A 16,856-nucleotide genomic window follows, 5' to 3' on the forward strand; every position below is an offset into this window, starting at 1 on the left:
AATAGTCTGTAGCCATCTGCAGAACAAGTTTCAACGTGCACATGAGTACCGGCGTCAGCACATCGACAGATAAGATCATCGTTGACCGATCGCGTAGTCATCGCAACAAGGCCGTGTCCAAGGCCGTGCGACAGACACGTGAACGGCTGCAGACCGGCCATGTTGAAAATTTCGACCGCGAATTGACGGCGATGCACGTAAGCGCCATGCTGCAGGGCGCCGCCGTAATGCCGATTTTCGTCATTATCATCACCGGTCTTGGCTTTTATTTCACCGGCGACATCCAGATATTCACCTGGGCATTCCTGACGCTCAGCGCCCATGCAATCAACATGATTCTGGCCAAGCGCGCCGACAAGCAGGAACTTACCGTTGAAGGCGCCCGAAAATGGCGGGGCATCATGCTTCTCGGCCAGGTGTTAGTCGGTTGCTGCTGGGCGTTTTTCGCAATGCAAGGCTGCTCCAACTGCGGCGGCGAATCCTTTGTCGCCTATAAGGGCGCGATGCTGTTGGCCGGCGTCTGCGTCACAGCAATGTCCAATTTCATGCTGCCGCGCGCCGTTCTCTTTGCCTGTGCACCGACGGTACTCGCCCTTTGCTTTCGCGTCATCCTGACGCGCAACTCGCTCGACCTCGCATTGATGGCGATCTTCGTCACCGCCGTTGTCTTCTTCGTCTTCATCACCGACCGGCTTTTCCAGTCCAACCTCAAGATCCTCTCCTTCCAAACGGAGAAGGACGATCTGATTGCCGAGCTCGAGGTCGCCAAGTCGATGTCCGACGAAGCGCGCCGGCGCGCCGAGGAGGCCAATCTTGCCAAATCCCGCTTTCTCGCTTCGATGTCGCATGAGCTTCGGACGCCGCTGAACGCGATCCTCGGTTTTTCGGAGGTGATGTCCGCTGAGGTCATGGGTCCGCTCAACAACCCGACCTACAAGGAATATACCGGCGACATCCATCGCTCCGGCCAGCACTTGCTGAACCTCATCAACGAAATTCTTGACCTGTCGCGCATCGAGGCCGGCAAGTATGACCTCAGCGAGGAGGCCGTCTCGCTGCTCGACATTGCCGAGGATTGCATCGGCATGGTTCAGCTGCGCGCCCGCGCCAAGAACATCTCGATCTCCCAGCAGTTCGAGCCGAAGCTTCCCTCGCTCTGGGCCGATGAGAAATCGTTGCGTCAGGTGGTTCTGAACCTGCTTTCCAATGCGGTGAAATTCACGCCTCAGGGCGGCGAAATAAACGTCAAGGTCGGCTGGACGGCCGGCGGCGGTCAATATGTCTCGATAAAGGACAATGGCCCCGGCATACCAGAGGAAGAAATTCCGGTCGTGCTTTCCGCATTCGGGCAGGGGTCGATTGCGATCAAGAGTGCCGAACAGGGCACGGGCCTCGGCCTGCCGATCGTCCAGGCGATCCTTGCCAAGCACGACGGGCAGTTCATCCTGAAATCGAAGCTGCGCGAAGGCACCGAGGCAATCGCCATCCTGCCGGCCATGCGCGTCCTACAGAGCCTGCCCGCTGTCGAGGACACCCCGTCGATCGGCCGGAAAAAGAAGAGCTTCGCCTGACCGCTACAGGAACAGGTGGACGACCATCGTGAAGACCAGGTGAATTGCGCAGGCAAGGAGCATGCAGAACACAGCAAAGGAACCGAGGTCCTTCGCATGCTTGCCGACGTTTGATATCTCCGGCGAGATCCGGTCTATGACCTCCTCGACTGCCGTGTTCATTGCCTCTATCGCGAAAAGTCCGAGAAACAGCATCACCGAGATCATTATTTCTGACGCGGTGGCGCCGACCAGGAAAAGCACTACCAGCGCCACGACGAAAAACAGCAGTTCCTGACGAAACGCGGCCTCATGCAGAATTCTAACAAAACCGCCCCAGGAATAACCGGCAGCCGCAAAGAAATGCCTGATCCCCGTTTCCTTCGTCACCGCTGATTTCGACAAATCCACCATTTCCATATCCGGCTAATACATGCCGCCGAAATACCTGCCACGATTTTGGCAAGACGACATGCACGAAATAGAGACGCAAAACACGCTGCAAGGCACCCTTTTTACGCGACGTGTTGTTGTTGCTTTCCCGCGAATACATATTCCTTGCATGCAAGGCAAGTCGGGATCATTAGCAATTGCCCGATCAATGCTTGTTGGCGACACCCGCGTCGGCGAAGGTAGCCATGCCCGAATGACATGCGGCGGCAGCCTTGACGATGCCAGCGGCAAGGGCAGCACCGGTCCCTTCGCCAAGCCGCATGCCGAGTGCCAGCACCGGCGTCTTGCCGAGCTTCTCGATCGCCTTTAGATGCCCAGGTTCAGCCGAGACATGGCCGATCAGGCAATGATCCAGAGCCGAAGGGTTTGCAGCCTTGAGGATGGACGCTGCGGCCGTCGCGACGTAGCCGTCGATGATGACGGGGATGCGCTCGACCCGCGCTGCAAGGATCGCGCCGGCCATGGCGGCGATCTCGCGGCCGCCTAGACGTCGCAGCACTTCGAGCGGATCGCCGAGATGATCGCGGTGCAAGGCCACGGCCTTCTCCACGGCCGCGATTTTCCGCGTCAGCATTTCTCCCTCGGACCCTGTGCCCGGACCGACCCATTCGGCAGCCGTTCCGCCGTAGAGCGCGTAATTGATCGCGGCGGCGATCGTCGTATTGCCGATCCCCATCTCGCCGATGCACAACAGGTCGGTGCCACCGGCAATCGCCTCCATGCCGAACGCCATGGTGGCCGCGCAGTCGCGCTCCGATAGGGCCGGTTCCTCGGTGATATCAGCGGTCGGGTAATCGAGAGCCAAGTCGAAGACCTTCAATCCGAGATCGTAGGCAACGCAGATCTGGTTGATGGCAGCGCCCCCGGCTGCAAAGTTCTCCACCATCTGCTGTGTCACTTCAGGCGGAAACGGAGTGATCCCCTGCTTCGTCACGCCGTGATTGCCGGCAAAAATCGCCACGAGCGGCCGCGTCACGGACGGCTTGCGGCCGGTCCAGGCGGCCAGCCAGAAGGCGATTTCCTCAAGGCGGCCGAGCGCGCCCGGCGGCTTGGTCAGTTGCGCGTCGCGTTCGCGCGCATCGGCCAACGCCTTTGCATCCGGTCCTGGCAGGTCGCGCAGGAGGGCGCGGAAATCGTCGAATGGAAGCCCGGTGACGCTCATGGTGGCGGTTCCTTGTCTTTTGGTTCCAAATCAGCTTTTTTGCTTGGCGACTCTCTTAATGACGGATGCAGGCGCGAACAACTCCAAAAGCGCCTTGATCAGTCGCAGCCCAACGAACGAAGGACGATAGAAGCCCATGGGCGTGAAGGATTATGCTGCCGATATCGCGCGCGCCCTTGCCTTCCTCAGCCGCATTCCCGTGCCGTCGTCCGTATTTGTCGGTGACGACGGCAATCTCGGCCGCGTCTCGCGCGCCTTTCCAGCGGCGGGGCTCATTCTAGCTCTGCCGGCAGCGTTCGTCTTCGGCCTGCTGCTTTTGCTTCATGTCGATGCACTGCTGACTGCCCTGCTCGCCTTGGCCTTCCAGACGCTGACCACGGGTGCATTGCACGAAGACGGGCTCAGCGACTGCGCGGACGGGCTTGGCGCGGGCAAGGATCGCGACCGGAGCCTTGCCATTATGAAGGACAGCCGGATCGGTACCTATGGCGCCATCTCGCTGATCCTCTCCTTCGGGCTTCGAGCAGCGGCACTTGCTGCCATCGCTCGCGGACTGCCGCCGTTTGCAGCCGTACTCTCGATACCGGCCGCCGCCGCCATTAGCCGTGGCGGCATGGTATGGCACTGGCACGCCTTGCCTCCGGCAAAAAGTGATGGCGTGGCTGCCGCTGTTGGTCAGCCGGACGGCGAAGCGATGTGGACGGCGCTGGGAACGGCGACGCTCGTCGCGGCCATCCTGCTCTGGCCCGTGACCGGCCTGGCACCCGTCGTTGCCATCCTGTTCGTCGTCGCCCTCTGCACGTTCTCTTTCACCGCACGCATACGCCAGAGGCTCTCGGGACACACCGGCGATACCATCGGCGCCACACAGCAGATTTGCGAAATCGCTACTTTTTGCACCCTTGCCATGAGCATTTGAAGCGACGATATATGCCCCATGCAAACACCCTGTATCCTCGTCTGCTCGATCGACATGAAGACTGGCTATTGCTTCGGCTGCGGACGCACGCGCGAAGAGATCGGCGAGTGGACACTCTATAGCAACGAGGAACGCAGCCAGATCATGCAAGCCTTGCCTGCGCGGCTCGATGGCGTCGAGCGGAAGCCTCGAAGGGAAACCAGGCGTTCGCGGCTGGCACGGGAGCGCACCGCCGTATGAACCGCCTGACTGTCGTCCTTGCCGTGCTCGGCATCGGCCTCGCGTTTCTAGTCTTCAACCACGACACAGGCACAACCCTAGGCATCGACAACAATGATTTCGGACGGATGGTCTATCTGTTGCCGATTGCGACACTGGTTGGCGCCGGCATCTGGGCAAGCCGCCGCACTGTCAGCGAGACCTTGCGCAATCTGTTGATCTGGTTCGTCATCATTCTCGCGCTTGCAACCGCCTATCTCTATCGAAACGACGCGATGGCGGTCGGCAACCGCCTGCTCGCAGGCCTCATCCCCGGACGCGCCTTTGTCGTCACGACAAGCGAAGGCGGCCAGGAAATCATCCTGCACAAGTTGCTCAACGGCCATTTCGAGGCCGATGTCAGGGTCAACGGCCAGAAGATCGAAATGCTTGTCGACACAGGGGCCAGCATGGTAGCCCTGTCGCAGGAGGACGCCGCCCGCGTCGGCATCATCCCCAAGAACCTCACCTATTCGATGACGGTGATGACGGCCAATGGCCGCGCCCGCGCAGCCCCCATCGAGCTCGGCAACGTCTCGATCGGCCCCATCTCCCGCCGCAACGTCGCCGCCACCGTCGCCGAAGCGGGCAAGCTCGACCAGAGCCTGCTTGGCATGAGCTTCCTTGAAACGCTCGGCTCGATGCAGATGCAGACGGACGAACTGCGGCTGAGGGACTAGACTTTCCTGCACCAGTCTCCACTATACTTTTGCATGAATGAATGGGAGTTCGCGCGGTTCGTTGCGCTTTTGTGCGCGGCGTGGAAACGCATCCATGATGATCACCGACGAAGACTGGATTGCCGCGGAAGAATGGATGCTGGCCGACGTTAAAAATCAGCCGAAGGCGGTTCGCGCCCGCTACGACCGCCGAATGTCGCGCATCATATTCAGCCTCGACAGCGGCTTAGATCTCGCTTTCCCGCCGCGACTGGCGCAAGGGCTGGAGAACGCGACTGCAGACGAACTGGCAGACATCGAGATCAGCCCACTCGGCGACGGCCTTGACTGGCCAGCAATTGATGCCGATCTCTGCATACCGGCGCTATTGCAAGGCGTCTTTGGTATAAAGCGCTGGATGGGCAGCCAAATGGGTGCCTCAGGCGGACGATCGTGTTCACTCGCCAAGGGAAATGCCTTGCGCGAAAACGGACCCCAGGGCGGAGGGCCACGCAAGGCGCGGATCACCAGCGGTCAGGGCTAGTTCCGCAACCGATATCCCGTCTTAAAAATCCATGCCAGGGTTCCAAGGCAGATCACCAAGAACAGCGAGATCATCGCAAGGCTGATGGCGGGGTTGACGTCAGCGATACCGTAGAAGCTCCAGCGGAAGCCGCTGACGAGGTAGAGCACCGGGTTCAGGTGGCTGACGGCCTGCCAGAAAGGCGGCAGCATGTTGATCGAATAGAAGCTGCCACCGAGGAAGGTCAGCGGCGGCACGACGAGCATCGGGATCAGGTTCAGCTGTTCGAAATTCTTCGCCCATATGCCGATCATGAAGCCGAATAGGCTGAAGGTAACCGCCGTCAATATGAAGAACAGCGCCATCATGAATGGGTGGAGAATGGTGACGTGGACGAAAAAATTGGCGGTGATTAGGATGATGACGCCGATCAGCATGCCCTTGGTGGCCGCCGCCCCGACATAGCCGAGCACGATCTCGGGCATGGCGACCGGCGCCGACAGGAGCTCGTAGATCGTTCCGACGAATTTCGGGAAATAGATGCCGAAGGAACCGTTGCTAATGCATTGCCCGAGCAGCGTCAGCATGATCAGGCCCGGCGTGATGAAGGCGCCGTAGGAAATGCCCTCGACCTCCTGAATGCGCGAGCCGACGGCCGCCCCGAAAACGATGAAATAAAGTGATGTCGAGATGACCGGCGACACGACGCTCTGCAGTAGCGTCCGCCGCGTGCGCGCCATCTCGAAGAAATAGATTGACTTGACCGCTTCGTAATTCATCTGTCCTCTCCCACGAGCTGGACGAAAATGTCCTCGAGCGAACTTTGCCGCGTCGACAGATCCTTGAAGTGAATGCCCTGCGCGCCGAGGCCGGTTAGGAGCGTCGCAATGCTCGACTGTTCGTGCTCCGCATCGAAATCATAGATCAACGTATTGCCATCAGTGCCGATCGACAGGCCATTGCCGCCGAGACATTCCGGCAGCTCGTCCAGCGGCTCGGTCAGGTCGAGGATCAGTTGCTTGCGCCCGAGCTTTGCCATCAGCGTCTTCTTGTCCTCGACAAGCAGAAGCCGGCCGCCGTTGATGACGCCGACGCGGTCGGCGATCTCCTCGGCCTCCTCGATGTAATGCGTCGTCAGGATGACGGTGACGCCGGATGCGCGCAGCGTCTCGACCACATGCCACATTTCCTTGCGTAGGCTGACATCAACGCCGGCTGTCGGCTCGTCGAGGAACAATATCTGCGGTTCGTGTGACAAGGCCTTGGCAATAAGCACCCGCCGCTTCATGCCGCCGGAAAGCTCGCGCAAAGTGTTGTCGCGCTTCTCCCAGAGTGACAGATCACGCAGGACTTTTTCGATATGGGCAGGATCGGGTTTCTTGCCGTGCAGGCCGCGCGAAAAGCTCACGGTATTCCACACGGTTTCGAACTGGTCTGTCGTCAACTCCTGCGGAACCAGCCCGATCAGGGTGCGCGTCTGGCGGTAATCCTTGATTGTGTCGTAGCCTGCGACCGTCACCGTACCGCCGCTCGGATTGGAAATCCCGCAGACGATCGAGATCATCGTCGTCTTGCCGGCGCCGTTCGGACCGAGCAAAGCCAGGATTTCGCCCTTGGCGACATCGAGATCGATGCCCTTCAGCGCCTGAAACCCATTAGCATAGGTCTTTGTGAGATTGCGGATGGAGATGATGGGCGTCATGATGGGATTTATCAGGCTTTTCGAATATTTGTGCAGCAACTGCCCGCTATATAGCCATCGCAGCAGCTTTTGCCATCCCGCCCGGCGCGAACAGTGTGTTCAGGCTCAAACAATCAGTTGCAGACAGCACACGTCATCAAACCGTGACGTTCATGCGCAATAACCCCTCCAGGCGATGGCGACTGCCGCACCCCGCCCAACGCCCCTTAGCGGCCCGCAAGCGCCTCAGATACTTCGAGGTCCTTTTAACAGTACGTGTTTCTGCGAAAAATGCATTTCGCCACCAAATAAATTTTCGGCGCCAGCGGACCCCTTATCTCGCTGCACGCCGCTCAAGCCGGCCCTTGCGCCGGCTTTTTTTCGTCTCCAGACCCGATCGCCCCCAAAACTACCACATGCCGTTGATGCCGCAGCCGGCCGGCGGCAGCGTCCTGTCGGCAAAGCGCTGTTTCAGTTTGGCGCAGCCAAAGTCGCGGATCGGCGTCGGCATCATCTGGTTGAGGCCGATGCCGACCTCGTCGAAGGGGTCGTCCGCATAGGCGATGTATGAATACCAGCGTCCGCCGATCACGAAAACAGCTGCAACAATCACAGCGACCAACGCAACGCCGAAGCCCCGTCGCCTTCCCCGCACATTTTCAGCCATTCGAAAGCTCCCTTGAACTTTATAAAATGGATCGGAGTCGAAACGTGGCAAGTTGGACTTCGCGAATAATTACAGGCTGCAGTAGCGCCTGCCGCCATGCCGATCCCTGAGGTCGAAGTGGAAGTGGTTCCAATGTTCCGGGTTGCTGCCGGGGCCAAGGACGGTGTCGAAATAGCGGCAGCTATCCGAGCGCACCGCCTTCAAGAGCGCCCCTTCGCGGAAGGAGAACAGACCTTTCTTGCGGATGTCGATCTCATGGCCGTTCTTCAGCACGAATTTGCCGACGTCGATGGCGTTGCCATGGGCATGCTCAGACATCGGATTGTAGCGCTGCGCGCTGTTGTTCATCCGGCGACAGGAATAGCCGCCAAGCGGGATGATCGTGCCGACGCCGGACCAGTATCGCGTGCGCGCGGCCGGTGCCAGCTCGTTCTTCACCCACTTGGCAAAGGCAAGCGTCACCTGGCAATTCAGCGTCACCGCCGGCTTGACGGCGATATCGCCGGAAAGACCGCGGAGCGAAACGGGATAGGGCACCTGGCAGGCCGGAGCGTCTGAGATCGCAGGCTTGTCTTCGTAGATCACACCCATCCGCTTGAGTTCCTGGCGGCATTGAAGCTCCGAGGCCGGCATCACTCCGGGCATTGCCGGTGTCGATTGCGGTGCTGCGTCCGGCTCCGCTGACAGCATCGGGTTCTGGAGACGCGGCAGCATGGCAACTTGCTGACCCTGCTGCCATGATCGATTGTCGCTAATCTGCGACTGCACCTGGGAGCGCGGCAGGGCGCGCTGATTGGCGCGCGTTGGCCCATTGGTCTGCGTCGGATCATCGGAGCCGATGCCGTCGACAACCGGCTCTGCGGAATTGCCCTCGGCGATGTTCTGCTCTTCTTCCTGCGCCAGACCGACGACGGCCTGGTCCGAGGCTGATTGAGCACCGGCGCCCTGCCCGTCCACGGAGGCAACACCAAGCCCGGCATCCATGTTGATGCCTTGCGACGGGATGGGGCTCTGTCGCGCGGCACTCTGGCGGCTGCCGGTTGCGACAAATGCATCCGCGGCACCGCCCGCCGGCGATGCGCCCTGGCTCGACGCTGCTTGCATTGCGGGTGCCGCAGGCTGCCGTGATCTGGGAGAATGTCCAAGGCCCGCAAGGTTCGGCGTATCGAGATAGTCGACGGATGCGGAGCGAACCGGCGCCGTGTTGCTGGAATAGGCATATTGCGTCTGTGGCGCGACATTGGGAGAAACACGACGCGGCTCGATCGAGCTCACATGCGTGCGCCCGACGCTCGACGGCGGCAATGCGCTGTCTACCGAGCAGCCAACCAGCGCGGAGGATAGAAGTAGCGGGAAAATGGATCGATGCAGAAGATGAAAATACGCCATACACTCCATCCACGTCTGCTGCCAGTGTGGTCGGCATTTTCATCAAATCTAAATCAACACGGTAAATGAATGCTTACCTCTTCGCGGCGGCGGGAGGGCATAAGTGTGACCTTTGCAAGGGGTCTTTTCCATCGTGCAGCAATTGCCTAGGGTGGCGGGAATCAAAAGCCCCCCCGACAGGAGTAACCGGATGACCGACACCGCAAAGCCGACAGGCGAGCTGACCTTGCGAACCTTGGCAATGCCAGCCGACGCCAATCCGGCCGGCGACATCTTCGGCGGCTGGGTCATGGCGCAGATGGACCTTGCAAGCGGCATCCGCGCCGCCGAGCGCGCCAAGGGCCGCGTCGTCACGGCAGCAGTCAAGGAAATGGCCTTCGACCTGCCCGTCAAGATCGGCGATACGCTGAGTGTCTACACAAATATCACGCGCGTCGGCACCACATCGATCACGCTCGTTGTAGAAGCCTGGGCGCAACGATTTCGCTATGAGAAGATGGAGAAGGTGACGGTCGGCACCTTCATCATGGTGGCGCTCGACCAGGACGGCAAACCGAAGCCGGTACCTGCGGAGGACTAAGCATGCAGCCGGCAGCGAGCACGGCGGAGATCTACGTCTACATCCGCACGGTGATGTCGATCGTCATTAGCCTAAGCCTTGCTCGCCTGTTGACGGGCCTTGCGGGCTTCGTGCAATCGCCCGGCAAGCATCGCGTCTATCTGGTCCACCTTGGCTGGGTGCTATCGATGTTCCTGTTCATCATCCACTTCTGGTGGTGGGAATACCGGCTGCAGTCGCTCGCCGTCATCAATTTCGGCGTCTATCTTTTCCTGATCTGCTTCTGCTGCCTGTTCTTCTTTCTCTGCGTCCTGCTATTTCCGGCCTCGGTGGAGGAATATGGCGGCTATGAGGAATATTTCATCTCGCGCCGCCGCTGGTTCTTCGGCCTTCTTGCCCTTACTTACGCCGTTGACCTCATTGACACCTTCCTCAAAGGCCAGGCCTATTTCCACTCGCTCGGCTGGGAATATCCAGTACGCAACGCCGTCTTCATCGTACTTTGCATCGTCGCGGCCATGACCGCCAATAGGCGCTTCCAGGCGATCTTTGTCAGCATCGGCCTAATCTACCAGATCAGCTTCATCTTCCGCTTCTACGACGTGCTCGGATGACGGAGATGCCGACATGATAAAGGGCCAGTTCCGGATCAAGCGTTGCAACCTTGCCGGCGTCGAGGCCGTCGTGGCGGAGACGCGACATAGCTTCCCAAGGCACACGCACGAGCAGTTCGGCATTGGCGTCATCCATCGCGGAGCGCAAAAATCTCTCAGCGGACGCGGCATGGTCGAGGCGGGCCAAGGCGATACGATCACCGTCAACCCCGGCGAGGTTCACGACGGCATGCCGATCGGTGAGGCCGGTCGATCGTGGCAGATGCTTTATTTCGACCCCGATATAATCGCTGATATCAGTCTTGATATCAGTCAAGGCAAGGTCGCGGATTTCGAATTCACCCGACCCGTCATCACGGCGCTGCCGCTTACCCACTGCTTCCTGTCGCTCTTTGCGGCAATAACGGCGGAAGATGCCACTGACGCAGCGTTGCGCCGGGACGAATGCCTTCTGAGGCTGTTGGCTAGCCTTGCGCCGGGACAAGAAGCGCTTTCGAAGCGCCCGGCCGTTTCAGGCGCGATCGCCAGGTCGAAAGCGTTGATGGACGATGATCCGGCCGCCGCCGTTACGCTCGCCGATCTGGCGGGCGAAAGCGGCATGAGCCGGTTTCAGCTGCTACGCGGCTTTGCCCGAGCGACCGGGCTTACTCCGCATGCCTATCTGGTCCAGCGCCGCATCCACCTCGCACGCCATCTGATTGCCACTGGCATTCCGCTTGCCGAGGCTGCCGTCGCCAGCGGTTTTGCCGACCAGAGCCATATGACCCGGATTTTCATTCGCAACCATGGCATCTCGCCCGGCGCCTATGCCCTTGCCATGAACTAACTGGCACCTGCAATTCCGTTCAAGACGTTGCGCGGTCCATGCGCTCTTTTGCGACCTCGTTGAAACCGCAAGGAGCGCCGCCGTGACACCGGAATATCTGCTGACATCGATGATCGTCATTCTCCTGCCCGGCACGGGTGTCCTCTACACCCTCGCCTATGGCCTGAGCAAAGGCTGGCGCGCCAGCGTTCTGGCCGCCTTCGGCTGCACGCTCGGCATCGTCCCCAGCATCGCGGCAAGCGTCGTCGGGCTTGCCGCCCTCCTCCACACCAGCGCGCTCGCCTTCCAGATCATCAAATATCTTGGCGTCGCCTATCTGTTCTACATGGCCTGGGGAACCCTCAGGTCAGGAGGCGCGCTTCAGATTTCGGAGCAACACGCGACGGTCTCTTCGACGAAAATCATCATCAACGGCTTCTTGCTGAACATTCTCAATCCGAAGCTGACGATATTCTTCCTCGCCTTCCTGCCGCAGTTCGTCCCGTCGAACACAGCCAACCCGACTACCTACATGCTCTGGCTGGCTCTCATCTTCATGGCCCTCACCTTTATCGTCTTCGTCGTCTACGGCAGCTTCGCCTCTGCGACCCGGCACTACGTCATTTCGAAACCGGCCATCATGCTCTGGCTCCGTCGCGGCTTTGCCGGCGCATTCGGCCTGCTGGGCATGAAGCTTGCAATCGCACACCAGTAAAAGCGCAACTTTTTGGTTGCCATTCTCCACCTCTTGAGGCAAGGTAAAGGCAACCAGGAGGTTGCTGATATGACACAGACAGTCGAGACAAACGTCATCCAAAAGACAATCGAGCTCAGGGCCCCCATCGACAAGGTGTGGCGGGCGCTGACCGACCACGAGCAGTTCGGCGAATGGTTTAAGGTGAAGATGGACGCCCCGTTCGTGCCCGGCCGCCTTGCAACCGGCCAGATAACCTATCCCGGCAAAGAGCATGTCCGATGGAAGGCGACCATCAAGGCGATGGACGAGCCCCACCTGTTTTCCTTCACGTGGCATCCCTACGCGATCGAACCAGAAGTGGATTATTCTGGAGAAACTCCGACGCTGGTCGAGTTCCGCCTTAGGCCGACCGCAACAGGAACGCATCTGACGTTGACCGAGACCGGCTTCGACGCCCTGCCGCCAAACCGCCGGCCGGACGCCTTCCGAATGAACGACAGGGGATGGGGAATACAGATGGAGAATATCAGGGCGCATGTTGAACGATAGAGTGGTAGTCCAGGCCGCCAGTCCGGCGCCCATCTTTGCAGCCCTCGGCGACCGCACCCGCCTGTCGCTGCTGACGCGGTTGAGCGACGGACAGGCGCGCTCAATCGCCGGCCTGTCCGCCGACACCGCAATCACGCGCCAGGCGATCACCAAGCATCTGCGCGTGCTCGAGGATGCCGGGCTGGTAAAAAGCATGCGCGTTGGCCGCGAAAGCCAATATGCCTTCAAGCCGGAACCAATTCTCGAGCTGAAAGCTTATCTCGACAGCGTCTCGCGCCAATGGGACGATGCCTTGCAGAACTTGCGCGCTTTCGTGGAACGCTGAGCAAGCCCGCAGGAGGGGGCCTCCGCCTGAGGCGAAGGTTTTCCGCCCCCAAAGTATAAAGGGCACGACGAAAGATCGTCGCGCCCTGATATTCTCAGCCCGGATGCCCGGATCGACTATTCGTCGCGATAGACCTTCTCGCGGCGCTCGTGACGCTCCTGCGCCTCGATCGACAGCGTCGCGATCGGCCGGGCGTCCAGCCGTTTCAGACCGATTGGCTCGCCGGTTTCCTCGCAATAGCCATAGGTGCCGTCGTCGATCCGCTGCATCGCAGCGTCGATCTTCGAAATCAGTTTTCTCTGACGGTCGCGGGCTCTAAGTTCGATGGCCCTGTCGGTTTCGGACGACGCTCGATCGGCGAGGTCCGGATGGTTTGCGCTTTCCTCGGCCAGATGCTCGAGCGTTTCCCGCGCTTCTCTAAGGATGTCATTTCTCCAAGCTACCAACTTCGCCCGGAAATACGCCTTCTGCTGCGAGTTCATGAACTCCTCGTCTTCCGAGGGGACATAACTGCTAAGATCGATCTTCTCACTCAACGCGATTCTCCTGAAGAACATCTCATTAGGCGGGTGTATATCCCAACCCGTGGTATCGATTCAAGCCAAATAGAGGCGCCCTACAGAATTTTAAATTTGTCATAAAAGTCAGCTAAACGTCTATTTTTTCACCATATATTCGCAATCCGGCAAAATACGCCGGAGTGTAACCATCGCGTGAGCGAAGCTTTCGCGGCAACGTTGCTTGACAGGCTCCAGTTGACGGAACGCCCATACAGACGTTAGGTCACTGCATCGGTCACACCCTGGAAATCTATGCCATGACCATCATACTGCCGCCGCCGTTTCGGATTTATCTACTACGCCACGCCGAAGCCGCTGCTGCCCAGTCGGGTGGCCGGGACTTTGACCGTCCCCTCAACGACAACGGCTTTGCGGAGGCGGAAATCGTTGCCGACAAGGCCGCCGACAAGGGATACAGGCCCGAGCTGGTGATTTCCTCGACCGCCGCGCGATGCCGGCAAACGGCGGAGGCCATTCGCCGCACCGTCGACCCATCCGTAGAATTCCTCTACGTCGATGAACTATACAACGGCACGCGCGAGACCTATCTGGCTCTCCTTGCAGCACAGACGACGGTCAAGTCGGTGATGCTGGTCGGGCACAATCCAAACATCCTGCAGGCACTGGAGGCCCTGATCGGTCGCAATAAACTGGCGAAGGCCCTTCCCAAGGGCTTTCCAACCGCCGGGCTTGCCGTCCTCGATCCGCTGAAGGATCCAGGCGAAAAGGGCAGAAGCTGGGTTCTTGCCGACTTCATTACCGACTAGGCGAGCCGTTCGCCGACTGCTCCTTTCAGAGCCTTGCGACGCTTCCTATATTGCGCTTGAGCCGTAACCCCGGGATCCCGCCTTGCCGCCAAGCCTCACATCCTTCACCGACGACGCGCTGATTGCCCTCGACAATCTGGCCGATCGGGCAACGGGCCTCGTCAATCCGACGATAAGGCTCGGGGTCACGGGTCTTTCCCGCTCCGGCAAGACGGTGTTCATTTCCTCGCTGGTTCATAATCTTTTGAACGGTGGCCGCCTTCCGCTGTTCGAACCGGTGCAGTCCGGACGGGTCTCCGCCGTGCGGCTCGAACAGCAACCGGACGATGCTGTGCCGCGCTTTCAGTATGAGGACCATATCCGGGCGCTGGTGAAGGACCGGATATGGCCCGATTCCACCCGCGCGATTTCGGAATTGCGCATCACGCTCGAATATCAAAGCGCCAGCGGCTGGAACCGGCTGTTCTCGGCAGGCCGGCTCTCCATCGACATCGTCGACTATCCCGGCGAATGGCTACTCGACCTACCGCTCCTTAGAAAGGACTATCGCACCTTCAGCGAGGAGACGTTGACTCTGGCCAAGGCAGGCGTACGCGCCGAGCTGTCACGCGATTGGCTTGCAGCGACCCACGCAACGGATGTCAACGTTGCCGCCGACGAAATGCGCGCCCGCAATCTCGCCATCTCGTTTACCGACTATCTCAGGGCCTGCAAATCCGACGAACGCTCGCTATCCACCCTGCCGCCGGGCCGCTTCCTGCTTCCTGGCGACCTCGACGGTTCCCCGGCACTCACCTTCGCGCCCCTCGTCCCGCCCGAGGCAAACGCCCCAAAAGGCTCTCTCTGGGCGATGATGGAGCGGCGCTACGAGGCCTACAAGTCCGTCGTCGTCAAACCCTTCTTCCGTGAACACTTCGCCCGCCTTGATCGCCAGATCGTCCTCGTCGATGCCCTGCAGGCGATCAATCGGGGTCCGGAGGCCATACAAGATCTCGAGCGAGCGCTCGGCGACGTGCTCGACTGCTTCCGCCCGGGCACCAATTCCCTTTTCTCGGCCCTGCTGGGCCGCCGCATCGACCGCGTGCTGGTCGCCGCCACCAAGGCCGATCACCTCCACCACGAAAGCCACGACCGATTGGAAGTCCTTACACGGCGCCTCGTCGAGCGCGCAATCGAGCGCATCGGCATGAGCGGCGCCGGCATCGACGTCATGGCGCTTGCTTCCGTGCGCGCTACCCGCGAGGGGACGGTGAAAAGCGACGGCCACATGCTGCCGGTCATCTCGGGAACGCCGATGGACGGTGAAAAGATCAACGGCGAGGTTTTCGACGGCCTGCGCAACACTGCCATTTTTCCCGGCGACCTGCCCGAAAATCCACAGTGGCTGTTCAAGACCCTGGATTCCACATCCGATAAAACGCAGCTTCCGGACCTCAACATCGTGCGCTTTCGGCCACCGCAATTGGACGAGACCGGCGGCGTAACGCTGTCCATTCCGCATATCCGGCTCGACCGGGCCATGCAATTCCTGTTCGGAGACCGTCTCGCATGACGAAACCGACCGACGAAGAACCCAACAGACCCGCACGCCGGCCTGCAGCTTTCTCGCTGGAGCCGGAGCGCGAGACCGAGCCCCGCGCCAAGACCGTCCAGGCGTCGAGGAAGCCGCAGAGCTTCCAAGCCGATATCATATTGACGTCCGACGAGGAGGATCCGTTCCTCAATCCGCATATCGGGCTTCCCGTGCCGCTTTCGCCGTCGCCCCGTCGTCGCTTTTCCTTTGCCAAGATCGCCTTTGGAGCTTTCGGCGCGCTGCTGTCTCTGGCATTCGGGCTTTGGATCGACGACCTGATCCGCAACCTGTTCACGCGCGCCGATTGGCTCGGCTATACGGCGCTGGCGGTGCTTGCCGTCGGCATCCTTGCAGTGCTCGCCATCGTCGTGCGCGAGACCGCCGGTCTGATGCGGCTTGCCGCCGTCCAGACGATCAAGACGGAGGCAGAGGCCGCATATCTCGAAACTCGGCCGGCGCGCGCAAGGGCTCTTGTCGAACGCCTGACCACGCTGCTTGCCGCAAAGCCCGAAACCGCCAAGGGCCGGGCGACGCTAAAGGCGTCCGAAGACGACATCATCGACGCGCCGCATCTGATCACCCTTGCCGAACGTGAGCTACTCGGGCCCCTCGACCGTCAGGCCCGCGCGCTCATCCTCGGTGCGTCAAAGCGCGTCTCGGTGGTCACGGCCGTCAGCCCCCGTGCCGTCGTCGATCTTCTCTACGTTCTCTACGAGTCCGCGCGGCTGATCCGCGCCATGGCCGAGCTTTACGGCGGCCGCCCCGGCACCATCGGCATGTTCAAGCTGATGCGTGACGTGCTCGCGCATCTGGCAGTCACCGGCTCGATTGCTGTGGGCGACGGGCTCGTCCAGCAGATCCTCGGCCACGGCATCGCCTCGAAGCTCTCTGCGCGGCTTGGCGAGGGCGTCGTCAACGGAATGATGACGGCGCGCATCGGCATCGCCGCAATGGACCTCTGCCGGCCGTTGCCGTTCAAGGCGTTAAAGCGACCTGGCATCGGCGATTTCATCGGCGACCTCACTCCTGGCGCAAAGGGCCGGTGATATCGGTAAATTGCCTTGAAATGGCAGTGATTTGGCGGACTGGAAACCAAGCATTAACCATTCTGCGGCAAAACTCTGGTCCATGTCTCTCAAAAGTGCG

General features: G+C 60.2%; 21 protein-coding genes. 14 read left to right on the forward strand and 7 right to left on the reverse strand.

Annotated elements, in window-relative coordinates:
* Positions 1-41 precede the first annotated feature (41 nt).
* Positions 42-1,571, forward strand: coding sequence for a sensor histidine kinase (locus AB4Z52_RS06565; protein ID WP_442217288.1), 1,530 nt, complete (start codon positions 42-44; stop codon positions 1,569-1,571).
* Between the two features lie 3 nt (positions 1,572-1,574).
* On the opposite strand, the gene AB4Z52_RS06570 is transcribed toward AB4Z52_RS06565, so the two are convergent.
* Positions 1,575-1,955 (reverse strand): diacylglycerol kinase, encoded by a 381-nt coding sequence (locus AB4Z52_RS06570; RefSeq protein ID WP_442217289.1) that lies wholly within the window; start codon positions 1,953-1,955, stop codon positions 1,575-1,577.
* Between the two features lie 193 nt (positions 1,956-2,148).
* Complete coding sequence (cobT, locus tag AB4Z52_RS06575) at positions 2,149-3,165, reverse strand: nicotinate-nucleotide--dimethylbenzimidazole phosphoribosyltransferase (protein WP_442217104.1); 1,017 nt, start codon at positions 3,163-3,165, stop codon at positions 2,149-2,151.
* Between the two features lie 136 nt (positions 3,166-3,301).
* On the opposite strand from cobT, the gene AB4Z52_RS06580 reads away from it, so the two are divergent.
* The 4 genes from AB4Z52_RS06580 (at position 3,302) to AB4Z52_RS06595 (ending at position 5,545) form a co-directional block, all read left to right on the forward strand.
* Positions 3,302-4,084 carry an adenosylcobinamide-GDP ribazoletransferase gene (locus AB4Z52_RS06580; RefSeq protein WP_442217105.1) on the forward strand — a complete coding sequence of 261 codons (783 nt, stop codon included), beginning with the start codon at positions 3,302-3,304 and terminating at the stop codon, positions 4,082-4,084.
* 18 nt (positions 4,085-4,102) lie between these two features.
* A complete protein-coding gene (locus tag AB4Z52_RS06585; protein ID WP_442217106.1) occupies positions 4,103-4,324 on the forward strand; it encodes a DUF1289 domain-containing protein in 222 nt (73 codons plus the stop codon).
* Positions 4,321-5,022, forward strand: a complete 702-nt coding sequence (locus tag AB4Z52_RS06590) for a TIGR02281 family clan AA aspartic protease (RefSeq protein ID WP_442217107.1) — start codon at positions 4,321-4,323, stop codon at positions 5,020-5,022. Before AB4Z52_RS06585 ends, AB4Z52_RS06590 begins: the two co-directional genes overlap by 4 nt.
* A 94-nt stretch (positions 5,023-5,116) precedes the next feature.
* Positions 5,117-5,545, forward strand: a complete 429-nt coding sequence (locus AB4Z52_RS06595; protein ID WP_442217108.1) for a DUF2442 domain-containing protein — start codon at positions 5,117-5,119, stop codon at positions 5,543-5,545.
* Here the strand turns inward: AB4Z52_RS06595 and AB4Z52_RS06600 are convergent.
* The 4 genes from AB4Z52_RS06600 to AB4Z52_RS06615 form a co-directional block, all read right to left on the reverse strand.
* Positions 5,542-6,303: an ABC transporter permease gene (locus tag AB4Z52_RS06600; RefSeq protein WP_442217109.1), complete on the reverse strand. Its 762-nt coding sequence runs from the start codon at positions 6,301-6,303 to the stop codon at positions 5,542-5,544. The two genes, AB4Z52_RS06595 and AB4Z52_RS06600, sit on opposite strands and share 4 nt — an antisense overlap.
* A complete protein-coding gene (locus AB4Z52_RS06605; protein WP_442217110.1) occupies positions 6,300-7,226 on the reverse strand; it encodes an ABC transporter ATP-binding protein in 927 nt (308 codons plus the stop codon). Before AB4Z52_RS06605 ends, AB4Z52_RS06600 begins: the two co-directional genes overlap by 4 nt.
* 388 nt (positions 7,227-7,614) lie before the next feature.
* On the reverse strand, positions 7,615-7,872 hold the full coding sequence (locus AB4Z52_RS06610; RefSeq protein WP_442217111.1) for a hypothetical protein: 258 nt from the start codon (positions 7,870-7,872) through the stop codon (positions 7,615-7,617).
* A 69-nt stretch (positions 7,873-7,941) separates the two neighbouring features.
* A complete protein-coding gene (locus AB4Z52_RS06615) occupies positions 7,942-9,261 on the reverse strand; it encodes an extensin-like domain-containing protein (protein ID WP_442217112.1) in 1,320 nt (439 codons plus the stop codon).
* 190 nt (positions 9,262-9,451) lie between these two features.
* Here AB4Z52_RS06615 and AB4Z52_RS06620 point away from each other — a divergent pair, with 190 nt between their 5' ends.
* The 6 genes from AB4Z52_RS06620 to AB4Z52_RS06645 all read left to right on the forward strand — a co-directional run bounded on the left by AB4Z52_RS06620 (position 9,452) and on the right by AB4Z52_RS06645 (position 12,810).
* On the forward strand, positions 9,452-9,841 hold the full coding sequence (locus AB4Z52_RS06620) for an acyl-CoA thioesterase (RefSeq protein ID WP_442217113.1): 390 nt from the start codon (positions 9,452-9,454) through the stop codon (positions 9,839-9,841).
* Positions 9,842-9,843: 2 nt separating this feature from the next.
* Positions 9,844-10,434: a hypothetical protein gene (locus tag AB4Z52_RS06625; RefSeq protein WP_442217114.1), complete on the forward strand. Its 591-nt coding sequence runs from the start codon at positions 9,844-9,846 to the stop codon at positions 10,432-10,434.
* Between the two features lie 13 nt (positions 10,435-10,447).
* The gene (locus tag AB4Z52_RS06630; protein WP_442217115.1) at positions 10,448-11,260 is read left to right on the forward strand and encodes an AraC family ligand binding domain-containing protein; all 813 of its coding nucleotides are present in this window, start codon (positions 10,448-10,450) and stop codon (positions 11,258-11,260) included.
* 82 nt (positions 11,261-11,342) lie between these two features.
* Complete coding sequence (locus AB4Z52_RS06635) at positions 11,343-11,954, forward strand: LysE family translocator (RefSeq protein ID WP_442217116.1); 612 nt, start codon at positions 11,343-11,345, stop codon at positions 11,952-11,954.
* A gap of 69 nt (positions 11,955-12,023) precedes the next feature.
* On the forward strand, positions 12,024-12,485 hold the full coding sequence (locus AB4Z52_RS06640) for an SRPBCC family protein (protein WP_442217117.1): 462 nt from the start codon (positions 12,024-12,026) through the stop codon (positions 12,483-12,485).
* A complete protein-coding gene (locus AB4Z52_RS06645) occupies positions 12,472-12,810 on the forward strand; it encodes an ArsR/SmtB family transcription factor (protein ID WP_442217118.1) in 339 nt (112 codons plus the stop codon). Before AB4Z52_RS06640 ends, AB4Z52_RS06645 begins: the two co-directional genes overlap by 14 nt.
* A gap of 116 nt (positions 12,811-12,926) precedes the next feature.
* Here AB4Z52_RS06645 and dksA read toward each other — a convergent pair whose 3' ends face one another.
* Positions 12,927-13,346 (reverse strand): RNA polymerase-binding protein DksA, encoded by a 420-nt coding sequence (gene dksA / locus AB4Z52_RS06650; RefSeq protein WP_111161321.1) that lies wholly within the window; start codon positions 13,344-13,346, stop codon positions 12,927-12,929.
* A gap of 281 nt (positions 13,347-13,627) precedes the next feature.
* Here dksA and AB4Z52_RS06655 point away from each other — a divergent pair, with 281 nt between their 5' ends.
* The 3 genes from AB4Z52_RS06655 to AB4Z52_RS06665 all read left to right on the forward strand — a co-directional run bounded on the left by AB4Z52_RS06655 (position 13,628) and on the right by AB4Z52_RS06665 (position 16,756).
* The gene (locus AB4Z52_RS06655) at positions 13,628-14,137 is read left to right on the forward strand and encodes a SixA phosphatase family protein (RefSeq protein WP_442217119.1); all 510 of its coding nucleotides are present in this window, start codon (positions 13,628-13,630) and stop codon (positions 14,135-14,137) included.
* An 82-nt stretch (positions 14,138-14,219) separates the two neighbouring features.
* Positions 14,220-15,689 (forward strand): YcjX family protein, encoded by a 1,470-nt coding sequence (locus AB4Z52_RS06660; protein WP_442217120.1) that lies wholly within the window; start codon positions 14,220-14,222, stop codon positions 15,687-15,689.
* Positions 15,686-16,756: a YcjF family protein gene (locus AB4Z52_RS06665; RefSeq protein WP_442217121.1), complete on the forward strand. Its 1,071-nt coding sequence runs from the start codon at positions 15,686-15,688 to the stop codon at positions 16,754-16,756. Before AB4Z52_RS06660 ends, AB4Z52_RS06665 begins: the two co-directional genes overlap by 4 nt.
* Positions 16,757-16,856 lie beyond the last annotated feature (100 nt).

It is taken from the genome of Rhizobium sp. 2YAF20, from assembly GCF_052114685.1.
Lineage (GTDB): Bacteria > Pseudomonadota > Alphaproteobacteria > Rhizobiales > Rhizobiaceae > Rhizobium.

What these genes read in the sequence shown, in the direction of transcription:
- AB4Z52_RS06605 (WP_442217110.1), bottom strand. Translation starts at nt 7,226, where the DNA reads ATGACGCCCATCATCTCCATCCGCAATCTCACAAAGACCTATGCTAAT.
- AB4Z52_RS06610 (WP_442217111.1), bottom strand. Translation starts at nt 7,872, where the DNA reads ATGGCTGAAAATGTGCGGGGAAGGCGACGGGGCTTCGGCGTTGCGTTG.
- AB4Z52_RS06600 (WP_442217109.1), bottom strand. Translation starts at nt 6,303, where the DNA reads ATGAATTACGAAGCGGTCAAGTCAATCTATTTCTTCGAGATGGCGCGC.
- AB4Z52_RS06665 (WP_442217121.1), top strand. Translation starts at nt 15,686, where the DNA reads ATGACGAAACCGACCGACGAAGAACCCAACAGACCCGCACGCCGGCCT.
- AB4Z52_RS06640 (WP_442217117.1), top strand. Translation starts at nt 12,024, where the DNA reads ATGACACAGACAGTCGAGACAAACGTCATCCAAAAGACAATCGAGCTC.
- AB4Z52_RS06655 (WP_442217119.1), top strand. Translation starts at nt 13,628, where the DNA reads ATGACCATCATACTGCCGCCGCCGTTTCGGATTTATCTACTACGCCAC.
- AB4Z52_RS06615 (WP_442217112.1), bottom strand. Translation starts at nt 9,261, where the DNA reads ATGGCGTATTTTCATCTTCTGCATCGATCCATTTTCCCGCTACTTCTA.
- cobT (WP_442217104.1), bottom strand. Translation starts at nt 3,165, where the DNA reads ATGAGCGTCACCGGGCTTCCATTCGACGATTTCCGCGCCCTCCTGCGC.
- AB4Z52_RS06580 (WP_442217105.1), top strand. Translation starts at nt 3,302, where the DNA reads ATGGGCGTGAAGGATTATGCTGCCGATATCGCGCGCGCCCTTGCCTTC.
- AB4Z52_RS06590 (WP_442217107.1), top strand. Translation starts at nt 4,321, where the DNA reads ATGAACCGCCTGACTGTCGTCCTTGCCGTGCTCGGCATCGGCCTCGCG.
- AB4Z52_RS06645 (WP_442217118.1), top strand. Translation starts at nt 12,472, where the DNA reads ATGTTGAACGATAGAGTGGTAGTCCAGGCCGCCAGTCCGGCGCCCATC.
- AB4Z52_RS06565 (WP_442217288.1), top strand. Translation starts at nt 42, where the DNA reads ATGAGTACCGGCGTCAGCACATCGACAGATAAGATCATCGTTGACCGA.
- AB4Z52_RS06630 (WP_442217115.1), top strand. Translation starts at nt 10,448, where the DNA reads ATGATAAAGGGCCAGTTCCGGATCAAGCGTTGCAACCTTGCCGGCGTC.
- AB4Z52_RS06595 (WP_442217108.1), top strand. Translation starts at nt 5,117, where the DNA reads ATGATGATCACCGACGAAGACTGGATTGCCGCGGAAGAATGGATGCTG.
- AB4Z52_RS06620 (WP_442217113.1), top strand. Translation starts at nt 9,452, where the DNA reads ATGACCGACACCGCAAAGCCGACAGGCGAGCTGACCTTGCGAACCTTG.
- AB4Z52_RS06625 (WP_442217114.1), top strand. Translation starts at nt 9,844, where the DNA reads ATGCAGCCGGCAGCGAGCACGGCGGAGATCTACGTCTACATCCGCACG.
- AB4Z52_RS06585 (WP_442217106.1), top strand. Translation starts at nt 4,103, where the DNA reads ATGCAAACACCCTGTATCCTCGTCTGCTCGATCGACATGAAGACTGGC.